20 protein-coding genes are annotated in these 22,157 nt (G+C 35.6%); 17 read left to right on the top strand and 3 right to left on the bottom strand.

From position 1 onward, the window contains the following. The first annotated feature begins 75 nt into the window (after nucleotides 1-75). The 9 genes from ACQV2X_RS03245 (at nucleotide 76) to ACQV2X_RS03205 (ending at nucleotide 9,142) form a co-directional block, all read left to right on the top strand. Nucleotides 76-474 carry a GrdX family protein gene (locus ACQV2X_RS03245; RefSeq protein WP_428872818.1) on the top strand — a complete coding sequence of 133 codons (399 nt, stop codon included), beginning with the start codon at nucleotides 76-78 and terminating at the stop codon, nucleotides 472-474. A 36-nt stretch (nucleotides 475-510) separates the two neighbouring features. Further along, entirely contained in the window at nucleotides 511-1,797 is a 1,287-nt protein-coding gene (locus tag ACQV2X_RS03240; RefSeq protein ID WP_428872819.1) for a glycine/sarcosine/betaine reductase component B subunit, read from the top strand. 23 nt (nucleotides 1,798-1,820) lie between these two features. Further along, the gene (grdB, locus tag ACQV2X_RS03235; protein WP_428874630.1) at nucleotides 1,821-3,122 is read left to right on the top strand and encodes a glycine reductase complex selenoprotein B; all 1,302 of its coding nucleotides are present in this window, start codon (nucleotides 1,821-1,823) and stop codon (nucleotides 3,120-3,122) included. 701 nt (nucleotides 3,123-3,823) lie between these two features. Continuing rightward, nucleotides 3,824-4,678: a glutathione S-transferase C-terminal domain-containing protein gene (locus ACQV2X_RS03230; RefSeq protein ID WP_428874631.1), complete on the top strand. Its 855-nt coding sequence runs from the start codon at nucleotides 3,824-3,826 to the stop codon at nucleotides 4,676-4,678. 111 nt (nucleotides 4,679-4,789) lie between these two features. After that, nucleotides 4,790-5,320, top strand: coding sequence for an NADPH-dependent FMN reductase (locus ACQV2X_RS03225; RefSeq protein ID WP_428872823.1), 531 nt, complete (start codon nucleotides 4,790-4,792; stop codon nucleotides 5,318-5,320). 189 nt (nucleotides 5,321-5,509) lie between these two features. Further along, nucleotides 5,510-5,713 (top strand): cold-shock protein, encoded by a 204-nt coding sequence (locus ACQV2X_RS03220; protein WP_258435605.1) that lies wholly within the window; start codon nucleotides 5,510-5,512, stop codon nucleotides 5,711-5,713. A gap of 197 nt (nucleotides 5,714-5,910) precedes the next feature. Then, complete coding sequence (nagE, locus tag ACQV2X_RS03215) at nucleotides 5,911-7,395, top strand: N-acetylglucosamine-specific PTS transporter subunit IIBC (RefSeq protein WP_428872824.1); 1,485 nt, start codon at nucleotides 5,911-5,913, stop codon at nucleotides 7,393-7,395. A 135-nt stretch (nucleotides 7,396-7,530) separates the two neighbouring features. After that, nucleotides 7,531-8,466 (top strand): AEC family transporter, encoded by a 936-nt coding sequence (locus tag ACQV2X_RS03210; protein WP_428872826.1) that lies wholly within the window; start codon nucleotides 7,531-7,533, stop codon nucleotides 8,464-8,466. Nucleotides 8,467-8,476: 10 nt separating this feature from the next. Next, the gene (locus tag ACQV2X_RS03205) at nucleotides 8,477-9,142 is read left to right on the top strand and encodes a YggS family pyridoxal phosphate-dependent enzyme (protein ID WP_428875756.1); all 666 of its coding nucleotides are present in this window, start codon (nucleotides 8,477-8,479) and stop codon (nucleotides 9,140-9,142) included. A 65-nt stretch (nucleotides 9,143-9,207) separates the two neighbouring features. On the opposite strand, the gene lepB is transcribed toward ACQV2X_RS03205, so the two are convergent. The 3 genes from lepB to ACQV2X_RS03190 all read right to left on the bottom strand — a co-directional run bounded on the left by lepB (nucleotide 9,208) and on the right by ACQV2X_RS03190 (nucleotide 13,374). Then, nucleotides 9,208-9,714 (bottom strand): signal peptidase I, encoded by a 507-nt coding sequence (lepB, locus tag ACQV2X_RS03200; protein WP_428891647.1) that lies wholly within the window; start codon nucleotides 9,712-9,714, stop codon nucleotides 9,208-9,210. 353 nt (nucleotides 9,715-10,067) lie between these two features. Next, nucleotides 10,068-12,353: a glycogen/starch/alpha-glucan phosphorylase gene (locus tag ACQV2X_RS03195; protein WP_428872830.1), complete on the bottom strand. Its 2,286-nt coding sequence runs from the start codon at nucleotides 12,351-12,353 to the stop codon at nucleotides 10,068-10,070. 187 nt (nucleotides 12,354-12,540) lie between these two features. Beyond that, a complete protein-coding gene (locus ACQV2X_RS03190) occupies nucleotides 12,541-13,374 on the bottom strand; it encodes a DUF368 domain-containing protein (protein ID WP_428872831.1) in 834 nt (277 codons plus the stop codon). Between the two features lie 140 nt (nucleotides 13,375-13,514). Between ACQV2X_RS03190 and ACQV2X_RS03185 the strand changes: the two genes are divergently transcribed. The 8 genes from ACQV2X_RS03185 to glgA all read left to right on the top strand — a co-directional run bounded on the left by ACQV2X_RS03185 (nucleotide 13,515) and on the right by glgA (nucleotide 22,069). Continuing rightward, nucleotides 13,515-13,766 (top strand): hypothetical protein, encoded by a 252-nt coding sequence (locus ACQV2X_RS03185; RefSeq protein WP_428881688.1) that lies wholly within the window; start codon nucleotides 13,515-13,517, stop codon nucleotides 13,764-13,766. Next, complete coding sequence (locus tag ACQV2X_RS03180; protein ID WP_428874634.1) at nucleotides 13,753-15,033, top strand: hypothetical protein; 1,281 nt, start codon at nucleotides 13,753-13,755, stop codon at nucleotides 15,031-15,033. The genes ACQV2X_RS03185 and ACQV2X_RS03180 overlap by 14 nt, the downstream gene beginning before the upstream one ends. Before the next feature lie 36 nt (nucleotides 15,034-15,069). Beyond that, nucleotides 15,070-15,477, top strand: coding sequence for a cytidine deaminase (cdd, locus tag ACQV2X_RS03175; RefSeq protein ID WP_428872834.1), 408 nt, complete (start codon nucleotides 15,070-15,072; stop codon nucleotides 15,475-15,477). A 20-nt stretch (nucleotides 15,478-15,497) separates the two neighbouring features. Then, complete coding sequence (gene gloA, locus ACQV2X_RS03170) at nucleotides 15,498-15,890, top strand: lactoylglutathione lyase (protein ID WP_428874635.1); 393 nt, start codon at nucleotides 15,498-15,500, stop codon at nucleotides 15,888-15,890. A gap of 489 nt (nucleotides 15,891-16,379) precedes the next feature. Beyond that, nucleotides 16,380-18,314: a 1,4-alpha-glucan branching protein GlgB gene (gene glgB, locus ACQV2X_RS03165; RefSeq protein ID WP_428885096.1), complete on the top strand. Its 1,935-nt coding sequence runs from the start codon at nucleotides 16,380-16,382 to the stop codon at nucleotides 18,312-18,314. Between the two features lies 1 nt (nucleotide 18,315). Continuing rightward, the gene (locus tag ACQV2X_RS03160; protein WP_428872923.1) at nucleotides 18,316-19,452 is read left to right on the top strand and encodes a glucose-1-phosphate adenylyltransferase; all 1,137 of its coding nucleotides are present in this window, start codon (nucleotides 18,316-18,318) and stop codon (nucleotides 19,450-19,452) included. After that, complete coding sequence (gene glgD, locus ACQV2X_RS03155; protein ID WP_428872924.1) at nucleotides 19,453-20,607, top strand: glucose-1-phosphate adenylyltransferase subunit GlgD; 1,155 nt, start codon at nucleotides 19,453-19,455, stop codon at nucleotides 20,605-20,607. Between the two features lie 10 nt (nucleotides 20,608-20,617). Beyond that, entirely contained in the window at nucleotides 20,618-22,069 is a 1,452-nt protein-coding gene (glgA, locus tag ACQV2X_RS03150; RefSeq protein ID WP_428885095.1) for a glycogen synthase GlgA, read from the top strand. Nucleotides 22,070-22,157: the final 88 nt, after the last annotated feature.

Here is a 22,157-nt window from a genome sequence, read left to right as displayed (position 1 = left end):
GTTCTTAACATTTAGAAAAGTCCGATGTAATCGTTCTTAGTTAAATGGCAAGCACTGGCGTCTAGAGGTGAAACCATGAAAATCATATCGAATAATCCAAAAGTGAATGAAACTATCGACCAATGTCCAATCATTTTTATTGATGGGGACTATGGTGATGTTCTTTATGAGACTAAAAAGCTCGTTATTAATGAACATTATGTGTTGTTGACTCATCCACTGAGTGGTTCAATCAAACCGAACGAAACTTTCTACAAATCAATAATTATCACTACTACTAAACAATCACAAATCGATCTAGAAAGTCTCGAGATAATTGAACAAGCCATCGCAGTTTATGAAAAATTCATCAAGGACCGAGCAACTCCAAATTGGCTAGATTCAGTCTTGGAGGATTTTGCCACGATCGATTTAGATTTAATGGAGAGTACCCTTCAGCGTATTCATTTTTCACCAGAATTACGCTTTAACTAACTCCTGAATTTAGAAAATAACAATAGAGGTGATTGAATGAAACTTGAATTAGGTAAAATTCAAATTAACGATGTAAAACTTGCAGATTCATCTAAAGTAGAAGGCAATGTTTTATACATCAATGAAGAAGAAATTAAAAATATCGTTTTAGAAGACGATCATATTGCTAATGTTTCAATCGAAATTGCAAAACCTGGTGAGTCAGTACGTATTACACCTATTAAAGATGTTATTGAGCCACGTGGTAAAGTAGATTCAACATCAGAAGTTTTCCCAGGTGTAGTCAGCAAAGTTGATCGCGTTGGGGAAGGCCGTACTCATGTATTAAAAGGTTGTGCGGTCGCTACAGTTGGTAAAATTGTAGGATTTCAAGAAGGTATTGTTGATATGCAAGGGCCTGGTGCTGAATTAACACCATTCTCCCAATTAATCAACATCTGTTTAGTGGTTGAGCCAGCTGAAGGTGTAAAAACATACGCTTATGAGCAAGCAGTTCGTGAAGCTGGATTGAAAGTTGCTAAGCATTTAGGAACATTAGCTGCAGCAACAGAAGCAGACGAAGTGGTAACTTATGAAACAAAACCACTATTGGAACAAATTTCAGAATATCCTGATCTTCCAAAAGTTGGTTATGTATACATGTTACAAACTCAAGGGTTATTACATGATACTTATGTTTATGGAACTGATGCTAAGCATATTGTTCCTTCAATTTTATATCCTACAGAAGTAATGGATGGAGCAGTTATTTCTGGTAACTGTGTGTCTGCATGTGATAAGAATACTACTTACCACCACTTAAACAATCCGATCATTGAGGATCTTTATGAGCGTCATGGTAAAGATATCAACTTTATGGGAGTTATCATCACAAACGAAGCTGTATATTTAAATGATAAGAAACGTTCATCTGATTGGACATCTAAATTATGTTCATTCCTAGGTTTAGATGGTGTAATTGTTTCTCAAGAAGGATTCGGTAACCCTGATACTGACTTGATCATGAATACTAAGAAGATTGAAGCTGAAGGCGTTAAAACAGTAATTGTTACTGATGAGTACGCTGGACGCGATGGAGCTTCTCAAGGATTAGCAGACGCTGATAAATCTGCAAACGCAGTTGTAACAGGTGGAAATGCCAATGAAGTAGTTGTTTTACCTCCAATGGATAAAGTTATCGGAACATTAGATTATGTTGATACAATTGCCGGCGGATTTGACGGAAGCTTACGTGAAAATGGCGAAATTGAAGTTGAAATTCAAGCAATTACTGGTGCTACAAACGAATTAGGCTTCAACAAACGCACAGCTCGTGGCGTATAATTATTAAATAAGGAGGTAAAACCATGACAAAAAAACGTGTAGTTCATTACATTAATCAATTCTACGCTGGTATCGGTGGAGAAGAAAAAGCTGATACAAAACCATTCAAACAAGATGGTGTTGTAGGACCAGGTGTTGGAATCAATGGTGCAATTGCTGAAAATGGAGAAATCGTTGGAACTGTGGTATGTGGTGACTCATACTTTAATGAAAATACAGATGCTATTAATGAAGTAATTGAAATGATTAAGTCATTCGAACCAGATTTAGTAATCACTGGACCTGCATTTAACGCTGGACGATACGGTGTAGCTGCTGGAGCTGTTGCAACTGCAGTTATGCAAGAATTGAATGTACCAGCTGTTGCCGGTATGTATGAAGAGAACCCTGGTGTTGACATGTATAAGAAAGTGCCTTACATTGTTAAGACTGGTAACTCTGCTGCAACAATGCGTAAAGCAATTCCTGCAATTGCAAATGTTGTTAACAAAATCTTGACAGACCAAGAATTAGACCCAATTACTGACGAATACTTTGAGCGTCACCGTAAAAACTTCTTTACAGAAGATCGCGGTTCTAAACGTGCAGTGGATATGTTAGTTAAGAAATTAGCTGGTGAAGAATTCACTACTGAATTCCCAATGCCTGATTTTGATAATGTAGAACCAGGAAAAGCAATTAAAGACTTAACCAAAGCTAAAATTGCGATTGTTACTTCAGGTGGTATTGTTCCATTTGGTAACCCTGACCATATTGAATCCTCTTCAGCTTCTAAATATGGTCGTTATGACATCTCTGGTGTTGAAGACCTTAAAGAAGGCGAATATGAAACAGCTCACGGTGGTTATGACCCAGTTTATGCTAACCAAGATTCAGATCGTGTTATTCCAGTGGATGTTTTACGTGAAAAAGAACGTAATGGAGAAATTGGCGAATTACATAACTATTTCTATACTACTGTAGGTAATGGTACTTCAGTTGCATCATCAAAAGCATTTGCTTCTGAAATTGCTAAGGACTTAGTAGACCATAATGTAGATGCAGTTATTCTAACCTCCACTTGAGGTACTTGTACTCGTTGCGGAGCAACAATGGTAAAAGAAATCGAAAAAACAGGTTTACCTGTAGTACATATGGCAACTGTAACACCTATCTCATTAACAGTAGGTGCTAACCGTATCGTTCCTGCAATTGCTATTCCTCACCCACTAGGTAATCCTTCATTATCAATGGAAGAAGAATACAAATTACGCACTCACTTAGTAGACAAAGCTTTGAAAGCTTTAACTACCGAAGTTACAGAACAAACTGTTTTTGAAGACTAATTAATCTTCATTATAAAGGGGCTAGGATAAAAGGTTTTCTCAGTCGCCTCAAAACTTACAGCGAGCCTAGATTGGAAAGTTACTTTCCAAACTAGGCTCGCTGCTTTGCGTATTTACGTAGATTATAGAACTGAAAAAGTCCGATTAACGATTGTATCGTTGACCGGACTTTTTTTAAGGCTTTTGTCCCAACCCTTTTTTGAAACAATAGGAGTTATGAGGATTTTAATAGATGCTTGTCCTGTGAAGGCTGAAGCCATTCAAATAGCTCAGCTTATAAGATTAAGGTCTTTGTTATAACGACAATAGATTATTTTCAAATAGAATATATGATTCTGATTTGTTAGAGACCATCTATATTGAAGCAGCTGCAGATACGATTAATTATTTTTTCCCAATGCTAAAAAGCTAATATTATAATTACTCAAGATTATGGCATAACTTCTTTATTATTTTCAAAATATCGCGTGAATTATCATTCTGACAGATTATATATTGAATATAATAGAGACCATCTTTTCTTCAAAAGACATTTAGGACAAAATGCGGAAAGCTGGTAAAAGAATCAAGGGGCCTAGCAAGTATAATCCAATGGATTGTAAAGAATTTATTTATAATCTTGCCAATTTAATTACGAATAGTGAGCATTAAATTCTAAAGAAGAGTAAGAGACTGCTATAATGAGACAAAGGAGTGATTTTATGCCAAAAGTATATAAAGAAGATTTTGCTTATCCAGTAGAAGCAAATCGTTATCGTCTTGTGTTTAGTTTTCCATGTCCTTATGCTCAAAGGGCTGATATTGCTAGAAGATTACTAGGTTTGGATAAAGTAGTTAGTCTAGCTATCGCTAGTCCAATAAAAACTAGTAAAGTATGGGATTTTTCTAATGAAACTGGAGGCAAAGATGCGATTTTAGAAGTTGAATATGTTTCGGAACTTTATAAAAATACTGATCCAGAATATGAGGGTCCTTTTTCTGTACCTGCATTAATTGATATTAAAACTAAGACAGTGGTTAACTCTGAGTCACTAGATATTTTAAGAGACTTTACAACCCGTTTTAAACCTTTTCATGCTGACAATGCTCCAGATCTTTATCCAGAAAATTTGAGATCAGAGATTGATAGTTGGATCCAAAAAATAATTGATGAAGTATTGGGAGGAGCAAATCGTGCGGGATATACTCGCTCTCAAGAAGAATTTGATCAAAATGCAGAGGCTTACTTTAAAGTATTAGCCGAGTTAGATCAACATTTCGCTGAGAATCAGTTTTTATTAGGTGATCAATTGACTGAAGCCGATTTAATATTATATACCCCTTTAATCCGTCATGATTTACTTTATATGCCAATCTATGGCTTATTCCATCATTCATTGCGCGATTACCCTAATTTATGGCGCTATATGAAACAACTTTATCAAATGCCAGCCTTCAAAGCCACTACTAGCTTTAGAGACTATCAAATTGGACAATATTCTGGAAGAACAGGACGTATTTTTTTCCGCAGAGAAGTAGTTCCAATGCTACCAGATCTTTCACATTGGGAGAAATAAAATATAAAAAAATTAACTATTCCTCTTGCTTTTATTCCGAATTCGAGATAAAATACATATGTTCAGTAAAATAACTACTAGAACAAATACATATAAAAAGGATGATTAAATATGACTAAACTAGGTGTAATTGTAGGATCAACTCGGAAAAATTCTTTTTCTAAACAATGGGCAGATAATATTGTGACTTTATACCCTGAGGGAACAGAAGTAGAGTTTTTAGATATTGCAAACTTACCTCTTTATAACCAAGATTTGGATGAAAATTCACCACAAGCCTACACTGATTTCCGTGAAGCAGTGAAACGCCAAGATCTGATTTTATTCGTAACTCCAGAGCATAACCGTACAATCTCAGCAGCATTAAAAAATGCATTAGACGTTGCTTCTCGTCCATGGGGACAATCTGTATGGAATGGCAAACCAGCTTTAATTGCGTCCCATTCAATTTCTGCTATGGGTGGCTCAATAGCCAATAAAGATTTGGTTAAGATTCTTTCATTTTTAAATATGCCAACAGTGGGACAACCTGAGGTTATGTTACCAAGTTCAGCTAATTTATTGAACGATGGTAAAGCTCCTCAAGATACCTTAGACTTCTTACAAACTGCTGTAGATGCACACTTAAATTTATTAAAATAAGTTCGTTTTTCGAATTATAAAGCATGAAGGATAGTAGTGATTGACTAATATGACTAATTACAGTATACTTAATTGAGTAGAGAGTAATAAAATATTTAAAAGCTTAATTCATTATCATAATTAATCCTTTTCTTTATCTTATGTAACATCTGCAAAAAAATCGCGCTCAGCGCAAGGAGGATTTCATTTATGAATAATGGAACAGTAAAATGGTTTAACTCAGAAAAAGGTTTTGGCTTTATTGAACAAGAAAATGGTGAAGATGTATTCGTGCATTTCTCAGCGATTAATAACGAAGGCTTCAAGACTTTAGAAGAGGGCCAAAAAGTAACTTTTGATGTTGAATCAGGAGAACGTGGCTTACAAGCTAGTAATGTGTCAGTTGTAGCATAATCTTAAATATAAACATTCAAACGACAAACTTTTGGTTTGTCGTTTCTTTTTTTGCTAGATTTTAGAAGAGATCGTTAAAAAAATTAGCCCAACACCTCCTTTTAGTGTTCACACTAAAATGTAAATTTACATTTATGATTGTAAACGCTTCGAAATTGAGGTATATTATATATGATAAATAAAAAGGAGTGAAAAATATGTATCCATATTTACAAAGACTGGGACGTTCATTAATGTTACCAGTTGCGGTACTACCTGTTGCTGCCTTAATGCTAGGGATCGGCTATGCAATTGACTCTCAAGGTGGGAACCAGTTCAGTGCTTTATTGATGACTGCTGGAGATACCATTCTCAGTAATTTAGGCATTCTATTTGCTTTGGGTGTTGCTTTAGGTATGTCTAACGATCGAGATGGGTCAAGTGCCTTATCAGGTTTAGTCGCATTTTTAATGGTTACTACATTACTGAAACCGGATAAATTAACAGATATTGTCAATATTCCTTTAGAAGAATTATCCTATTCTTTTGAAAAAATAGATAATGCTTTTATCGGAATTATATCCGGTCTTACCGCTTCATCACTTTATAATAAATTCTCAAAAACTAGATTACCTGATGCATTTGCTTTCTTCTCTGGGCGTCGAATGGTTCCCATTTTGACTTCAATTGCTATGATTTTTGTTTCAGGATTATTATATTTTATCTGGCCACCTGTTTATGAAGGGCTAGTAGGCTTTGGAGAATGGATTTCAGGGATGGGCTGGTTCGGAGCAGCCTTATATGGTTTCTTCAACCGTCTACTAATTCCTACCGGTTTACACCATGCTTTAAATGCTGTTTTCTGGTTCGACTTAATAGGTATTAATGATATCGGTAATTTCTGGGCATCTGTAGGTGAAAAGGGTGTTACAGGAATGTATCAAGCTGGCTTCTTCCCGGTTATGATGTTTGGTTTACCAGCTGCTGGTTTAGCGATCTATCGTAAGGCTGATCCTCGCTACCGTAAAGAAGTAGGGTCCTTATACTTAGCAGGCGCAGTCACAGCTTTTGTTACAGGTGTTACTGAACCCATTGAATTTTCGTTTATGTTTATAGCCCCAGTTCTTTATTTTGCTCATGCTATTTTATCAATGCTATCTTTAGGATTTGCTGCCTTTATGCAATGGACAGCTGGTTTTGGCTTTTCTGCCGGAGCAATCGACTTTATTTTATCTTCACAAATTCCAATAGCGAACAAGCCCTTTATGTTAATATTACAAGGCTTAGTTTTCGCCGGTCTATATTATTTGGTCTTCTCTTTCTTAATTGAAAAATTGGATATTGCTTCACCAGGAAGAAAAGGTCCTTTGTCTTTAGACTTTGATGCTGGAAGTGGGCGAAAAGGTTCATTACCTGAAAAGGATTCTAAAGAATTAAAGGATTCAAAAGCCGAAAAAGAATACCAACAAGCTCGCCGCATTCTTGAAGCTTTAGGTGGTAAAGACAATATTGAAAACTTTACCAATTGCGCGACACGACTTCGCTTGAATGTTAAAGACACCTCAGTAATTGACCAAGAAAAAATAAAATCTTCTGGCGCTGCGGGTGTTAAGATCATGGGAGAAAATGCAGCCCACGTAATTATTGGAACGAATGTTCAATTTGTGGCAGATGCTTTACATGATGTTATGGACGAAGAATAATAAGTTAGATATAAATCGAGTAGGAGGCTAGCCATTAGTTGACTAGCCTCCTACTTGATTGGTGGTAACTTCCTTCAGGGGATAAGTTGAGTTATAATAATATCTAGTAAAATGTTATGAAAGATTGAGGGAGATATGGATTTAGCACTCATCATTTTTAAGCAATTAATTATACTGATTTCCATAGCGGTGATTGGGTTTAGTTTAGTTAAAAAAGAACTTCTGACGCAAACGACCATTAGTCAATTGAATACGGTAATTGTTAAATATTTGACCCCTTTGATAATTATCGAAGCTTTTTTTAAGCCGATTCAGCAAGACCTTATGACTCAGTTTTTCTTAGCAATGATTATTTATATTATTTTTCTGTTAATGAGGATCTACGTAGGGCATTGGTATTTTGGGAAAAATGAGGATGGGGTATCCAAGTTTGCAACAGTCTTTGGTAATGTTGGTTTTATTGGTATTCCTCTGACCTTAGCAGTTTTCGAACCTTCCTATGTCATGATTACCACAGGCTTATTTCTAGTTACAAATTTCTTTTCTTGGACACTTGGTTTAAAAATGATTAGAGCCAAAGAAAAAGAACCAAAAATAACATTCTCTGCTCGTCCAATTCTGTTTGCTTTTCTGATAGGAGTAGTCATTCAAGTTTTTAAGATCTCTGTTCCATCGGTTGTATCCGAAGGGATTCATCAATTAAATCAGGTTTATTCCCCGATTGCTATGATTATTCTAGGTGCTTATTTTGAAGACATTGCTACTTTATCTGACTATCTTGATTGGAAATTGTGGAAAATAGCTAGCATAAAGCTTATTATTTGGCCTTTAATTAATTTGATTATGCTATTGTTCATCCCTGGTTTAACCTTTGAAAGTTTTTTTATTTTAGTAATGATACTAGCTGGACCTTCTGCTATGATGACAGCTCTTTTAAGTCAAATTGTAGGTGGTGATTATTTAAGTGGAGCAAAAATTGTTTTACTGACAACAATGTGTTCACTTGTTACCATTCCTTTAATACTCAATTTAGCTACATGGCTTTTTGAAAACTATTATCTATTTTCTTAGGAGGAATCACGTGGATAAAAAATTATTAGCAACCAATTTAGCAAGTGTACTCGAAGACATTTCGACCTATCCGACTCATATGGTGGCGATTACTAAATTTGTGGATGCTGAAACGACGAGAGAGTTATATAATTTAGGCGTTCGAGATATGGGCGAAAATCGCTCGGATAAATTCTTAGCAAAACTAGAAGCTTTGAATGATATTGCATCAGAAATTACTTGGCACTTTGTTGGTCACCTCCAATCTCGTCAAGTGAAATTGATTATTAATCAGATCGATTATTTACATTCACTGGATCGATTATCATTAGCCAAAGAAATTCAAAAAAGAGCAGATCGGACAGTAAAATGCTTTCTACAAGTCAATGTTTCAGGTGAAGAGACGAAAGGCGGATTTGATCCGGATCGTGTCATAGAGGCGGTAGAAGCCATTAAAGACTATAACAAAATTGAAATAGTTGGTTTAATGACGATGGCGCCGATTGATGCCAGCGAAACGGAACTTCATCATTATTTTGCCGAATTAAAAGAATTACAAGTATTAATACTTGGCAAGAATTATCCATGGGCTCCTTGTGGAGAGCTAAGTATGGGGATGTCACGGGACTATCGCATCGCCTTAGAAGAAGGAGCGACTTACATTCGAGTGGGCAGTGCCTTGTATGATCAAAAATAAATATTTTTAAAGAGGAGTTTAAACGATCGTTTAAACTCCTCTTTATTATGATTATTATATTTCGGTTAGAAGGTAGTTAGTTTGTCAAAAGGAAAGAGGATTATTTTAATTTTTGAAAGTAGATTTTTTTCAGGTATTAAACCGATTTTTCTTGAATCTACCGAACTTTTACGATTATCGCCTAAGCAATATAAGTAACCTTCTGGGATCGAATCAACTTTAAGATCCTGTGTTACTTGGTCTGTTAAATAGGGCTCATCAATTTTTTCACCATTGATATAAAGTATATTATCAATATATTCAATGGTATCTCCCGGAAGGCCAATAACTCTCTTAATATATTTTTTCTTTTTTTCCGGAACGTTAAATACTACTATATCAAAACGGTCAATCTTAGTAATTTGACTTCCTATAACGATATCGTTTTGTTCAAAGGTATTCATCATAGAAGCTCCTTCAACTTTATAAACACTGAAGATAAAAAGTCTTAGCATCATTAGGACGATAAAGAGTGAAATAAACCACTTATTATCTCTTACTAAAGACTGGATTGTATCCATTTCAATTCTCATGATATGTCTCCTTACATTCCATAAATCACGAAAACATTTTTTAATAATTATGCAAATAGAACTAAGTTATGAATAAAAATTTTATAAGAAAAAGATTTAAATAAAGGCAATAGCTTTTCTCCTATTCTTTCTTCATAGCATATTTTGAAACTAATTGTAAAAAATATCCATTCTCTAAAGTTATTTCTGATTTAGTAGGTGTTACATTGAGTAGAATGATATTATCGAGTGTCTTTACCTAATTGAATTATCAAAAGATCAGCGCTAAGAAAGATTTATTTAAATAGTCTTATTCAATTAATTAGATAGGAGAGCTACCGTTTAATAATAGATAAAACACCCTCTCTTTTCATTTATTCATCACCATAAGAGACCGGCAAATGCCAAATGGCATCATTATAGTCTCCAATGGTCCGATCACTTGAGAAGAAGCCAGAATTTGCAATATTAACAACTGATTTTTGATACCAAGTGTCAATATCCTCATAGTCTCTTAGCATCTGTTCCTTAGTTGCAATATAGTCTTCTAAATCAATCAAAGTCATAAAATAATCCTTATGAATTAACTCCTGATGCAGACGGTTTAAACGCTCTTCGTTACCAAAATACAACATACCATGGGAAACAATGAAGTCTACTAGAGGTTTGATCGTTTCTCTTTGATAATATTCATTGGATGAATAACCATTACTTTTATAGAGTTGAATAATTTCCTGACTTTCTTTTCCAAAAATATAGATATTATCTTGGCCAACTTTTTCAAAAATTTCAACATTAGCACCATCTAATGTACCAATCGTTAGGGCACCGTTTGCCATAAATTTCATATTTCCTGTACCCGAAGCTTCTTTTGAAGCCAAGGAAATTTGTTCAGAAATGTCGGCTGCCGGAATAAGATAGGAAGCATTGGTAACATTATAATTTTCAACCATTATTACTTGTAAGTGTGGAGCCACCACCTTATCTAAACTAATCAATTGTGACAAAGTTAAGATAAGATGAATAATATCTTGTGCAATTGTATAGGCGGGTGCAGCTTTTCCTCCAAAAATAACGGTAATAGGTGTTTCAGGAATATTCCCCTTTTTAATATCTAAATATTTATGAATTACCCATAAAGCATTCATCTGTTGTCGTTTATATTCGTGGAATCGTTTGATTTGAATATCAATAATTGAGTGTTCATTAATTGTAATCTTCATTCGGTCTTGCAATCTTTTCTTCAACCGCATCTTGTTATTGTGTTTGATGGCTCTTAGTTTACTTAATGTGCGCTCATCGTCTTTAAAATCTATAAATTGTGAAAGATCAGCATTTCTATGCCAAAGCGTTCCGATTTTAAGGTCTAGATATTCTGAAAGTTCCTTGTTAGCGTCCATTACCCAACGGCGGAAGGTGATGCCATTGGTCATATTGTGGAACTTGTCAGGATAGATCTCATAAAAAGGTTTTAAAGCCGTTGTTTTTAAGATTTCAGTATGTAATTCTGCGACACCGTTGACAGAAAAACCAAAGTGAATGGCTAAATGAGCCATGTGGACATAATTTGAATTATCAATAATCCAAACTTCAGCCTGATCGGGATAGTGTTTTCTAATCACTTGGTCGAGCCGTTGAATAATATTGGCGATTTCTGGCATGATTAATTGAATATCATTGAAAGGCCAAGTTTCTAAGGCTTCGGCTAAAATAGTATGATTTGTAAAAGCAGTAATCTTAGTCACAATTTGATAGGCTTCTTCAAAGTCAATGCCTTCCTTCATTAAAAGGCGCACTAATTCAGGAATTATAAAGCTTGGATGGGTATCATTGATTTGAATAACGGCATAATCAGCTAAATCATGTAAATTGCTACCTTTTTCTTTAGCTTCATGTAGAACAAGTTGCGCTCCATTTGAAACCATAAAATATTGTTGATAAATCCGTAGCAATCTTCCTTCATGGTCTGAATCATCAGGATAGAGGAAGAGTGTAAGGTTTTCTTTAATATTTGTCTTATCAAAATCAATTGAGTCTTCAGAAACAATAGACTCATTGACAGTGTCTAAATCAAATAGACGCAAGCGATTACGATGAGTTTGTTTATAACCTAAAACATCTAAGTCATACAGAGTTGATTTTAGAGTGAAAGAAGCATAGGGGACTTCGAAAGTCAGGTGAGATTTTTTAATCCAGTCTTGACCAGTTAACCATGCATCTGGCACGGTGTGTTGTTGATTATCAAAAAACTCTTGTTTGAATAAACCAAAATGATAATTCAAGCCAATTCCATCACCATTAATCCCCATCTTGGTAATAGAATCGACGAAACAAGCAGCGAGTCTACCGAGGCCGCCGTTTCCTAAGGAAGGTTCTCTTTCAGCATGTTCTATGTCCATTAAGTTCTTTCCGTTAGCGATTAATTCGTTATTAATTTGATTGTAAATACCTAAATTAATTAAATTGTTACTCAATACTTTTCCAATTAAGAATTCTGCAGAAAAGTAATAGAGTTTTCGCTTTTGGTCTTGATCTCGGTAGGGTAATCGGCGAGATTCATCTTTTACCACTTCCATTAATACGGTATATAGTTCTTTATTATCACAATCATAAACTTTTTTTTGAAAGAGGTCTTGAGTATAACGCTCTAGTAAAGTCATAAGTTTCTCCTTTATAGCGATTTATTGAAAAGAATCGTTTTATAACAAAATTCAAATATCCTTTTGTCTTCTTCATTATAAGTGAAAGGGCAATGACCTGCAATTTAATCTACTACTGAATGGGACGAAAAAGGTTCCCATCCATCGATTAAAGCTGATGAATAGGGTGGAGTGTGAATATTTATAATTAATTAATTTTTTTATACTTCTCTTCTAAGCGTGCCATCCACCAACCTAAAGCACTTCCTAATAAGAGCATGAGGCCGCAAATTGCATAGCCACTAAGTTGAAAACTTGTGTATTCGGTTGGAATGATCATAAAGGTAGATGCCAGAACAACACCGAAAATAAAGTGGAAGAACTTTGCATAGTAGCGGTCAAAAATTCTCTCAATTAGTTTAGACAAGAGCAGTATTGTTAATAGACCACCAACTCCAATTGGAATAATTACAGTCAGGTCTAAACTTTTGAACCCATCAGACATTAGCTTGTACATGCCCATGTAAAGAATAAAATTTGAAGGGCTCAATCCCGGAATCAGAACTCCTAATGCAATCAAAGCTCCTGCGATCATCCAAGTAAAGAAGTTTGCTGAAACCTGTCCGCCAAACCATGATTGTCCAAATATAAGCAAACATAAGGCCGCAATAAAAGAAAGAACCATTACAATCAAATCTGACTGATTGCGTCCTTCTTGACTAGCTTCTTTCCACAGTGAAGGAATCATACCCACTATGCATCCTACAAAAAACCACATGACATAAGTTTCATAATTTTCGAGAACATGGCTAACCCCGAAGGATAGGATGACTATGCCAAACAGGGCACCTAAACCGACAGGTATGAAGAAAATGATGTTTTCAACGAAGTCTTTAGTGATATTAGCTAGAAAACGGATAATTCGTTCATATAAACCAAAAATTGCCGCTAAAGCACCACCAGAGACTCCGGGTAAAATAAAGCCTGATCCAATGAACATGCCTTTGACAAAGCGCCAAATCCAATCAATTGTTTTTTTCATAAATTGCCCTCCATAGTTCAATACTTTTTCAGTTTAGCCCTTCTTGGTAAAATTTTCAATGAAAGTTAGCATGATGCTTGAGTAGGTCTTTTGAGGAATCTATTGTATAATAATATTAGTATGATATAGGAGGAAAAGTTATGAACATAGTTTATTTTTCTGATAAATGTCCGAATACGGAGGCTTTTATTAGCCGCTTAGATCAAATGGAAGTGAGCTACAAAGCAGTCAATATAACTGATTCAATGAAGAATTTAAAAGAGTTTCTTAAATTAAGAGATAGTCGTAATGAATTCGATGAAGTTAAAAAAAATGGCAATGTGGGTATTCCTGTTTTATATTCTGAGGATCGATTAATCTATGATTTGGATACAATTAATGAAAAAAAGTAAACAAGTCTTCAAGAGAATAGTTATAAGTATTACCTTCATTATTTTCAGCCTCTTTTTAAGACTGCCGACTAGCCACGCCCAAACGGAGTCTGATTTTTATGACATGTCTATTGAGATAGTAAATGACTTAACAACTGAAGTTAGTGATCAAGAAGATCAACAGTTACGAACCTTAAAAGATTCCTTAACAGAGTTTGATGTGGAGTATAAAGTAGAACAATTGGCTAAGAAATATGATCTAGAACCTAAAAGAACGACCCTCGATTTAGAAGAAAATTACCGTATGGAGTCCTTCCTTTTAAGAGAAGATGCCCCATATGGTATGGAATTAATTGCTATCTATCAAGTCGATCAGTTAGTCTATCTAGCCAGTCAATATTATGGGGCCCTCGAATTTATTGAAGAACAAAATCAATCCATTGAAATAGCTCGTGCTGTTGCCAAAGATTTTCAAATAATGGCCAGTCTGCAAGGGAATATTATGGAAGATGACGGCCTGTTAGTAGAAGTATCGTCTAAAGACAAGCAAGATGACTATCGTTTAGCTTATTTTAGAGAGCAAGCGGTTTTATCAGACTATCTGATCAATGAATTTTTAAAAAGCCAAAAGATTGAGGGCATCAATTCTCAACTAACCCTTGAATTAGCAGAAAAGAAAGAAATTCCTGATCCAACAGATGAAAAGTCAGAGGATTTAGAAGACGATAAGCGTCCTCTAGAAGAGAAATTAAAGGGCATGATACCCGCTTCCTTAGCTGAGTCTGAAATAGTTGCATTTGATGACTATCAAGATAATATTATAAGTCTTGAAGATCAAATTAAGCTTTATCAATCCAGAATCCAGACAGAGATTACGGCTGATAATTTTTCTCGAGAATCTATTATCGAACAATTAGGACAAGCAAGTAAGAGCAAAAAGCAAGATAACTTAGAGTCGGACGAATATTACTTTCTTTCTAAAAATAATTTAGTCTATCTTAACTTTATTTATAGTGAAGAACAATTGTTGCAAGCTAATTTCCATTATTTCGATGAAAATTGTTTTAAAGAAGGTAAAGATTTCCAGTCTCTGCTAACAGATTATGAAAACAATGGTTCTATCACAGTAGCAGAAATTGAAGAAGACCTCGGTTCAGCTGATAGTGCGGCATATTATATGATGACTGGCTTTTCTTATTATTCATGGGTGAGCTTTTCGGATAATATCCGCCAATTAATTGCAAGTATACAACAAGATCAAATTATTAATCTTCAAATTGATGAATAAAATCACTAATTATCACACACAGGAAGAAGGATCAAAGTGGATCAAACAACAATTAATTCTTTGATGGAACAAGCTCGTGAAGCAGTAAAAAGAGCCTATTGCCCATACTCAAATTTTCCCGTTGGAGCAGCATTGTTAACTAAGGACGGTAAAGTTTATACAGGTGTTAATATTGAAAATGTGTCCTTTGGTGCTACTAATTGTGCAGAGCGCTCAGCAATCTTTACGGCTGTATCCGAAGGATACCGTCCAGGTTTTATTGAGGCAATTGCAGTAGCAGGGGATACGGAAGACTTTTTAATGCCTTGCTCAATTTGCCGTCAAGTATTGGTAGAAATGGCAGAGCCTGACACTCCTGTCTATTTAACACGTAAGGACCAATCCATCTATCAAACAACAGTCAGTGAACTTGTACCAATGGCTTTCCAAAGCCTAGATATGTAAAAAATACAGGAGGAATTATAATGACACAAAAATTGTTACATACTTGCTATCGAATTAAAGATAGAAAAGCGAGCTTGACTTTCTATACGGAAGTTTTTGATTTTAAAGTGATGCGTGATCGTCGCTTTCCAGAACATCAGTTCGATTTGCTTTATTTACAAGTTCCTGGATCAGATTTTGAATTAGAGTTAACCTATAACTATGACTCGGAAGGCTATACTATCGGAGATGGATTCTCTCACATGGCTATTGGAGTGGATAATCTTCAAGCGCAACATCAAAAATGTAAGGAAGCTGGTTACGAAACAACAGAGCTCAAAGGACTTCCAGGTCAAAAAGCTTCTTACTTCTTTGTATCTGACCCTGATGGCTATCGACTGGAAGTGATGGATAATAAAAACTTAGCAGTATAAGCTTGTCTATGCCCGTTGCTTATGGTAAGATTTATACATGCGATGAGTCGAATACAATCTGGTAGATTGGAAGCAAGCTGTCTAGAGCTAAGAGCTCAAGCCAGGAAGGCGACAGAGCAAGTTGGAGCTGTGAACTGCAACTTGCAGTATCTTAGGATATTTTGCGATTCGTGAGTACTAGTTACTCACCGACACTCTTATGGAGTGTCCCTTATAAAAGAGCCTTTAACTTTCTGAAATTCAGTCAGTTAGAGGCTTTTTTGTATGAATTTAAAAAACAAGAGTTTTAGAGCTTAAATTTTTAATATTTATAACTAATTAATTTCAATATTAATGAACATATCATTTTGACTTTAAAATGGGCTTTGTCATGGGATTATTCTTTTAAATTAGAGGGCGTTCCGTTACAATATTGGTAATTGAACAAGTTACCCAATTCACTTAATAGTCCGTCTCAAACTTATCAATTATAAGAATGGAAGGTTGCCAATGACATTTTCCTTGGATCGAAGTAGCTTAAACAAAGAAATAGAAAAGTTTTCAACACAATTGCATGACCAAGCCTATCATTTTTTAGGTGCCAAGCAGGTTCAGTCAAATTCAAAAGGTTATCAGTTTAGTGTATGGGCACCCAATGCTTGGCAGGTATATTTACAAGGCGATTTTTCTAATTGGAAAAATCTATGGATGGAAAAACTTGATGGCGGTGTATGGAGTCTATATGTTGAAAACGCTCAAGCAGGACATTGTTATAAATATGGAATGGATCATGGAAATAATCACATTGAATATAAAATTGATCCTTACGCTATGCGATTTGAAACCCCCCCTCAAGATGCATCGATTATCGAAGATCTCACACCATTCCCATGGAATGATCAAAAGTGGCTAAAAGCACGCAAGGCTAAAGATAAATTTGACAGTCCTTTACAAATTTATGAAGTTCATCAGAGTTCATGGCGACAGCATCCCGATGGAAGATCTTATTCTTTTAAAGAGTTAGCTCACAGTTTAGTTCCTTATGTTAAAGAAATGGGTTATAACTACATTGAGTTTATGCCTCTAACTGCCTTTCCTTATGCTCCTTCTTGGGGCTATCAGGTAACCGGCTATTACGCAGTCGCTGGTCAATATGGAAGTAATGAAGATTTTAAATATTTCGTTAATTATGCTCATCAAGAAGGCATTGGTGTCATTCTTGATTGGGTACCTGGTCATTTCAATCAAAATGCGAATGCTTTGGCATATTTTGATGGTCAGGCTTGTTATGAGTATGCAGATCCTCAACGAGCTAAAAATATTAGCTGGGGTAGTTTAAATTTTGACCTTGGAAAATTACAGGTACAATCTTTTCTAATCTCAAATTTAAATTATTGGCTGTCTGAATTTCATTTGGATGGTATTCGAGCAGATGCTATTTCAAATATTCTTTATCTCGATTTTGATCAAGGTCCCTGGACGCCTAATAAATATGGAGGAAATGACAACCTTGAAGGCTATCATTTCTTACGCATAATGAATCAATGGGTTCAAGATTACTATCCTGAGGTTTATATGATTGCTGAAGAAGCCACTTCATCTAGCGGAATAACTTTGGATATTGCTCATGGAGGATTGGGTTTTGATTATAAATGGAATATGGGTTGGATGAATGATGTCTTACGGTTTTTCCAACTTCCTTACAATCAAAGGCCAGCTCAATTACGTCTCATTACTTTTGTTTTTATGTATCAATTTAAAGAACGTTACTTACTTCCTTTCTCTCATGATGAGGTTGTTCATGGGAAAAAATCCTTGCTAGCTAAAATGCCAGGTAGTCGCTATGATCAATTTGCTGATTTGAGACTTTTACATGCCTATATGTTAGCTCAACCTGGTAAAAAACTTCATTTTATGGGTAATGAATTGGGACAATTTATAGAGTGGCGTTATTATGAAGAATTAGATTGGCAAGGACTAAAGCAAGAATATAATAGTGAATATCAAGCGTTTATGCGAACTATCAATAAGATTGGCTTAAATAGGCCAGAATTTTATCAATTGGATCATCATCCAGAAGGAATAACAGTTTTGGATGCGGATGATTTAGAGAGAGGATTGCTAAGTTTTATTCGTTGGTCTAAAAACAAACAATCATACTCTGTGATAATGATTAATTTTTCAAAAAATCATTATTATGATGTGGAATTAGGTGTCCCTGAAAGTGGAGATTTTCTTGTCTATCTTAATAGTCAAGCAGATCAATTTGCAGGTTATCAACAAAATTGGCAAAAGTTTTACCAAGCAAAAAATAAAAGCTGTTGTAAGCAAGATTATTGTTGTTTGATTGAAGTTCCAGCTTTATCCGTTCAATTTATTGAACATATAAATTTGCATCAAGATAGAAAGGAGAAGGATGCTAAGCAGTTAGTATCCAAACGCTAAAATGAAAGATGAAATGATTGCGATGATACTAGCCGGAGGTCAAGGAAGTAGGTTGGGCGTTTTGACCAAGCAGATTGCTAAGCCCGCAGTGCCATTTGGAGGAAGGTATCGTATTATTGACTTTGCTTTAAGTAACTGTGCAAATTCTAACATTCATAAAGTGGGGGTCATTACTCAGTACCAACCTCTAGAATTAAATGGTCATATCGCTAATGGGGAGGCTTGGGGCTTTAATGCTAGCGGTGGTGGCACAACTATTTTACAACCTTATTCATCCACTGATGGAGAAAAGTGGTTTAAAGGGACATCAAATGCTATTTATCAGAACATAACCTATATCGATTCTGTTAATCCAGAATATGTTTTAATTTTATCTGGAGATCATATTTATAAAATGGATTATTCAAAGATGTTAGATTTTCATAAAGAAAAAGGCGCTTCTTTAACAGTTGCTGTGAAACCTGTGCCTATCAAAGAAGCAACACGCTTTGGAATTATGAACACAGATAAAAATGATCGTATCGTTGAATTCGAGGAAAAACCTGATCAGCCACAATCAAATTTGGCTTCAATGGGGATCTACATTTTCAATTGGCAGAAATTACGTAACTATTTAATTGAAGATCAAGATCAAGATAATCAATTAGAAGATTTTGGTAAACACGTTATTCCACTTTATTTAGCCAATGATGAAGCATCTTATGCTTATGCCTTTGACGGTTACTGGAAAGATGTGGGAACTATTTCATCCTTATGGGAAGCAAATATGGAGATTTTGAATCAAGATCACCCACTCTATCACTCCAATCCTGATTGGCGTGTCTACTCGAATAATCCGGTTCTACCTCCGCAAGTAGTGACGGACCATGCGGCGATCTATGATTCCTTTGTTACTGATGGATGTTATGTATCAGGAGAAATTCACCGGTCTATTCTTTCCGAAAACGTAAAGGTGGGGCTGGATTCTCAGATTACCGATTCAGTGATCATGGCTAATGCTAGGATTGGAGCATCTTGTCGAATTGAGTATGCAATTGTTGGCGAGAATGCTCGAATAGCAGATGGAGCAATGGTGATTGGAACAGAAAGAGACATTGCAGTTGTCGGTTTTGGCGATCAGATAGAAAGGAAGAATTAAATGGTTCAGCATAAGACTTGTGCAATTTTAAATTTAACAGAAGACAATCAACCTCTATATCCTTTAACTTATAATCGTCCTATCGCAGCTTTGCCATTTGCGAGTCGTTATCGCATTATTGATTTTATTTTATCTTCTCTTTCTTACGCTCAAGTTCAATCGGTGGCTATGTTTATTGGTGAGTCCGGACGCTCTCTGTATGATCATATCCGCTCAGGAGCCTCATGGAATCTTGATTCACGGATTAGAGGAGGTATTTTCACCTTCTCTCAACAAGACTGGAAGGCGCGTTATCATCGAGAGAACGACCATGAAGACTACTATTATAATCATCGAATCTTCTTAGAAAGATCGAAAGCTAAGTATGTCTTTGTATCTGGATCGAAGATTATCGCTAATTTAAATATTAATGACTTACGTCAATCGCACATTAGAAGTAAGAAAGATGTAACTTTAGTTTATAAAAATGTGATTGCATCGACTATAGGGATGGACCATCCCAACGAACGCATCGTTGCGTTTGATGAAGAAAAAAATATCGTCGATCTATTACCTAACTCAGAAAAACCCGCTCTTGCATCCGTTAGTTCCAGCTTAGATATGTATTTTCTATCTGTAGACATTCTTTTAGCTTTAATTGACCGAGCTGATAGAGAAGAGCAGTATCTTGAAATAGATGATCTTATTCAGTTTTATTTATTGGATTATAGCATTCATCCTTATGAATATACTGGTTATACCGCAAATATTAATACGGTAGAAGCCTACTATCAAGCCAATATGGACATGTTAAACCATTTATCCTTTGCAGCTTTATTCCATACGGATCAGGCTGTTCGTACCAAATCCAAAAATGGAATTCCAACCTATTACCATGAGCGTTCCTATGTGCGAAATGCAATTTTAGCAACTGGAACGACCGTTTACGGTGAAGTAATCGACTCTTTAATTAATCGGCGAGTTCAAATTGGGGAGAATGCTAGTGTGAGAAATTCAATTATTCAACAAGGGGTTGAAATTGGAGAGGGAGCCACAGTAGAGTACGCCATTTTAGATAAAAATGTCGTGGTTAAGCCCGGCACAGTGATTCGTGGACGCCCTGATAAATTAATTGTAAAAGCTAAAAATGAAATTGTGGATGCAAGGGTAGATTAGGAGGATTTAAATGAAAATACTTTATGCCTCAGCTGAAGCGGCTCCTTTCTTTAAAACAGGAGGTCTAGGAGATGTCGCTTCTGCATTGCCAAAAGAGTTAGCGAAGGAACCCGAGCTTGATGTTCGTGTGGTGCTTCCTTTCTATAGTCAAATGGCTAATGAATATGCGCAACAGCTAGAAGAAATTGCACATTTTCGTTTCCAACTGGGGCAACGAAATGTCTACTGTGGAATTAAGCAATTGAAGGACCATGGAGTAACCTATTACTTCATTGATAATTTGGCTTATTTTGATCGCGCTTCTTTATATGGAGAATGGGATGATGGCGAACGCTTTGCCTATTTTTCAACTGCTATCATTGAAATGCTGGAAGTAATTAATTGGATACCAGAAATTATTCATTGCAATGATTGGCAAACGGCTATGATACCCGCTCTTTTAATCGATCGTTATCACTGGAAGGAATCCTTAAAAAACATTCGAAAAGTACTCACTATTCACAATTTACGTTTTCAAGGGATTTATGATGCATCCATGCTTTCGAATGTCTTTGGCACTGGCTTTAATACCTTTACCGACGATGGTTTGAAGTACCACAACAATATGAATTACCTTAAGGGTGGTATTAACTTTGCCGATCGAGTAACAACGGTCAGTCCGACCTACGCTCAAGAAATATTAACTCCAGAATTTGGTGAAGGTTTAGATGCAGTATTAAGGCGAAATGAATGGAAACTTAAAGGAATTATTAATGGAATCGATTTAGAAATCAATAATCCCAAGACAGACAGCTATTTGCCTTATCATTATGATCAATCAGATCTTTCAAACAAAGCTAAAGTAAAAAGCTACCTTCAAAGGCAACTTACTCTTAAACAAGATAATCAGATCCCTTTAATTGGAATCGTCAGCCGGCTGACAGACCAAAAAGGTTTGCAATTAGTTGAGCAAATTATGGATGATTTACTGCAACAAAATGTTCAAATGGTTATTTTAGGTACTGGAGACCAACACTTTGAAGATTCATTTCGCTATTTCGAGCAGAAATACCCTGATCAACTGAGAGCTTGCATTCAATTTGATCTTGGACTGGCTCAGCAAATATATGCTGCCAGCGATATTTTCTTGATGCCATCTGCTTTTGAACCTTGTGGTCTCTCGCAAATGATTGCCATGCGCTATGGCACACTGCCTCTGGTGCATGAGACAGGAGGCTTAAAAGATACTGTCGAAGCTTATAATAAATATACTGGCCAGGGAACCGGTTTTTCATTTAAAGGTTTTAACCGCGACAATTTACTTTTTACCATTAATATGGCCTTAGATATTTATATTAATCAAAAGGAAGTTTGGCAGAAGTTAGTGAAGCAAGCCATGGGTAAAGATTTCTCTTGGACTGCACCTGCTAAAGCATATAAAGCTGTTTATGATGAACTTTTAAATACATCTGTCAATTTATAGAATTTAATTAATTTTCAATTATTAGCCTTCTAAAAATGTTTCATTGAGACATCAGTTAGATGGCTATTTGAATACTTAGGCAAAAGTC

It is taken from the genome of Facklamia sp. P12945, from assembly GCF_050409485.1.
In the GTDB taxonomy this organism is placed as follows: Bacteria; Bacillota; Bacilli; order Lactobacillales; family Aerococcaceae; genus Facklamia.
The sequence above is the reverse complement of the archived record's forward strand: the minus strand, read 5'-3'. Positions and strand labels throughout refer to the sequence as shown.

What these genes read in the sequence shown, in the direction of transcription:
- ACQV2X_RS03245 (WP_428872818.1), top strand. Translation starts at nt 76, where the DNA reads ATGAAAATCATATCGAATAATCCAAAAGTGAATGAAACTATCGACCAA.
- ACQV2X_RS03240 (WP_428872819.1), top strand. Translation starts at nt 511, where the DNA reads ATGAAACTTGAATTAGGTAAAATTCAAATTAACGATGTAAAACTTGCA.
- ACQV2X_RS03230 (WP_428874631.1), top strand. Translation starts at nt 3,824, where the DNA reads ATGCCAAAAGTATATAAAGAAGATTTTGCTTATCCAGTAGAAGCAAAT.
- ACQV2X_RS03225 (WP_428872823.1), top strand. Translation starts at nt 4,790, where the DNA reads ATGACTAAACTAGGTGTAATTGTAGGATCAACTCGGAAAAATTCTTTT.
- ACQV2X_RS03220 (WP_258435605.1), top strand. Translation starts at nt 5,510, where the DNA reads ATGAATAATGGAACAGTAAAATGGTTTAACTCAGAAAAAGGTTTTGGC.
- nagE (WP_428872824.1), top strand. Translation starts at nt 5,911, where the DNA reads ATGTATCCATATTTACAAAGACTGGGACGTTCATTAATGTTACCAGTT.
- ACQV2X_RS03210 (WP_428872826.1), top strand. Translation starts at nt 7,531, where the DNA reads ATGGATTTAGCACTCATCATTTTTAAGCAATTAATTATACTGATTTCC.
- lepB (WP_428891647.1), bottom strand. Translation starts at nt 9,714, where the DNA reads ATGAGAATTGAAATGGATACAATCCAGTCTTTAGTAAGAGATAATAAG.
- ACQV2X_RS03195 (WP_428872830.1), bottom strand. Translation starts at nt 12,353, where the DNA reads ATGACTTTACTAGAGCGTTATACTCAAGACCTCTTTCAAAAAAAAGTT.
- ACQV2X_RS03190 (WP_428872831.1), bottom strand. Translation starts at nt 13,374, where the DNA reads ATGAAAAAAACAATTGATTGGATTTGGCGCTTTGTCAAAGGCATGTTC.
- ACQV2X_RS03185 (WP_428881688.1), top strand. Translation starts at nt 13,515, where the DNA reads ATGAACATAGTTTATTTTTCTGATAAATGTCCGAATACGGAGGCTTTT.
- ACQV2X_RS03180 (WP_428874634.1), top strand. Translation starts at nt 13,753, where the DNA reads ATGAAAAAAAGTAAACAAGTCTTCAAGAGAATAGTTATAAGTATTACC.
- gloA (WP_428874635.1), top strand. Translation starts at nt 15,498, where the DNA reads ATGACACAAAAATTGTTACATACTTGCTATCGAATTAAAGATAGAAAA.
- glgB (WP_428885096.1), top strand. Translation starts at nt 16,380, where the DNA reads ATGACATTTTCCTTGGATCGAAGTAGCTTAAACAAAGAAATAGAAAAG.
- ACQV2X_RS03160 (WP_428872923.1), top strand. Translation starts at nt 18,316, where the DNA reads ATGAAAGATGAAATGATTGCGATGATACTAGCCGGAGGTCAAGGAAGT.
- glgD (WP_428872924.1), top strand. Translation starts at nt 19,453, where the DNA reads ATGGTTCAGCATAAGACTTGTGCAATTTTAAATTTAACAGAAGACAAT.
- glgA (WP_428885095.1), top strand. Translation starts at nt 20,618, where the DNA reads ATGAAAATACTTTATGCCTCAGCTGAAGCGGCTCCTTTCTTTAAAACA.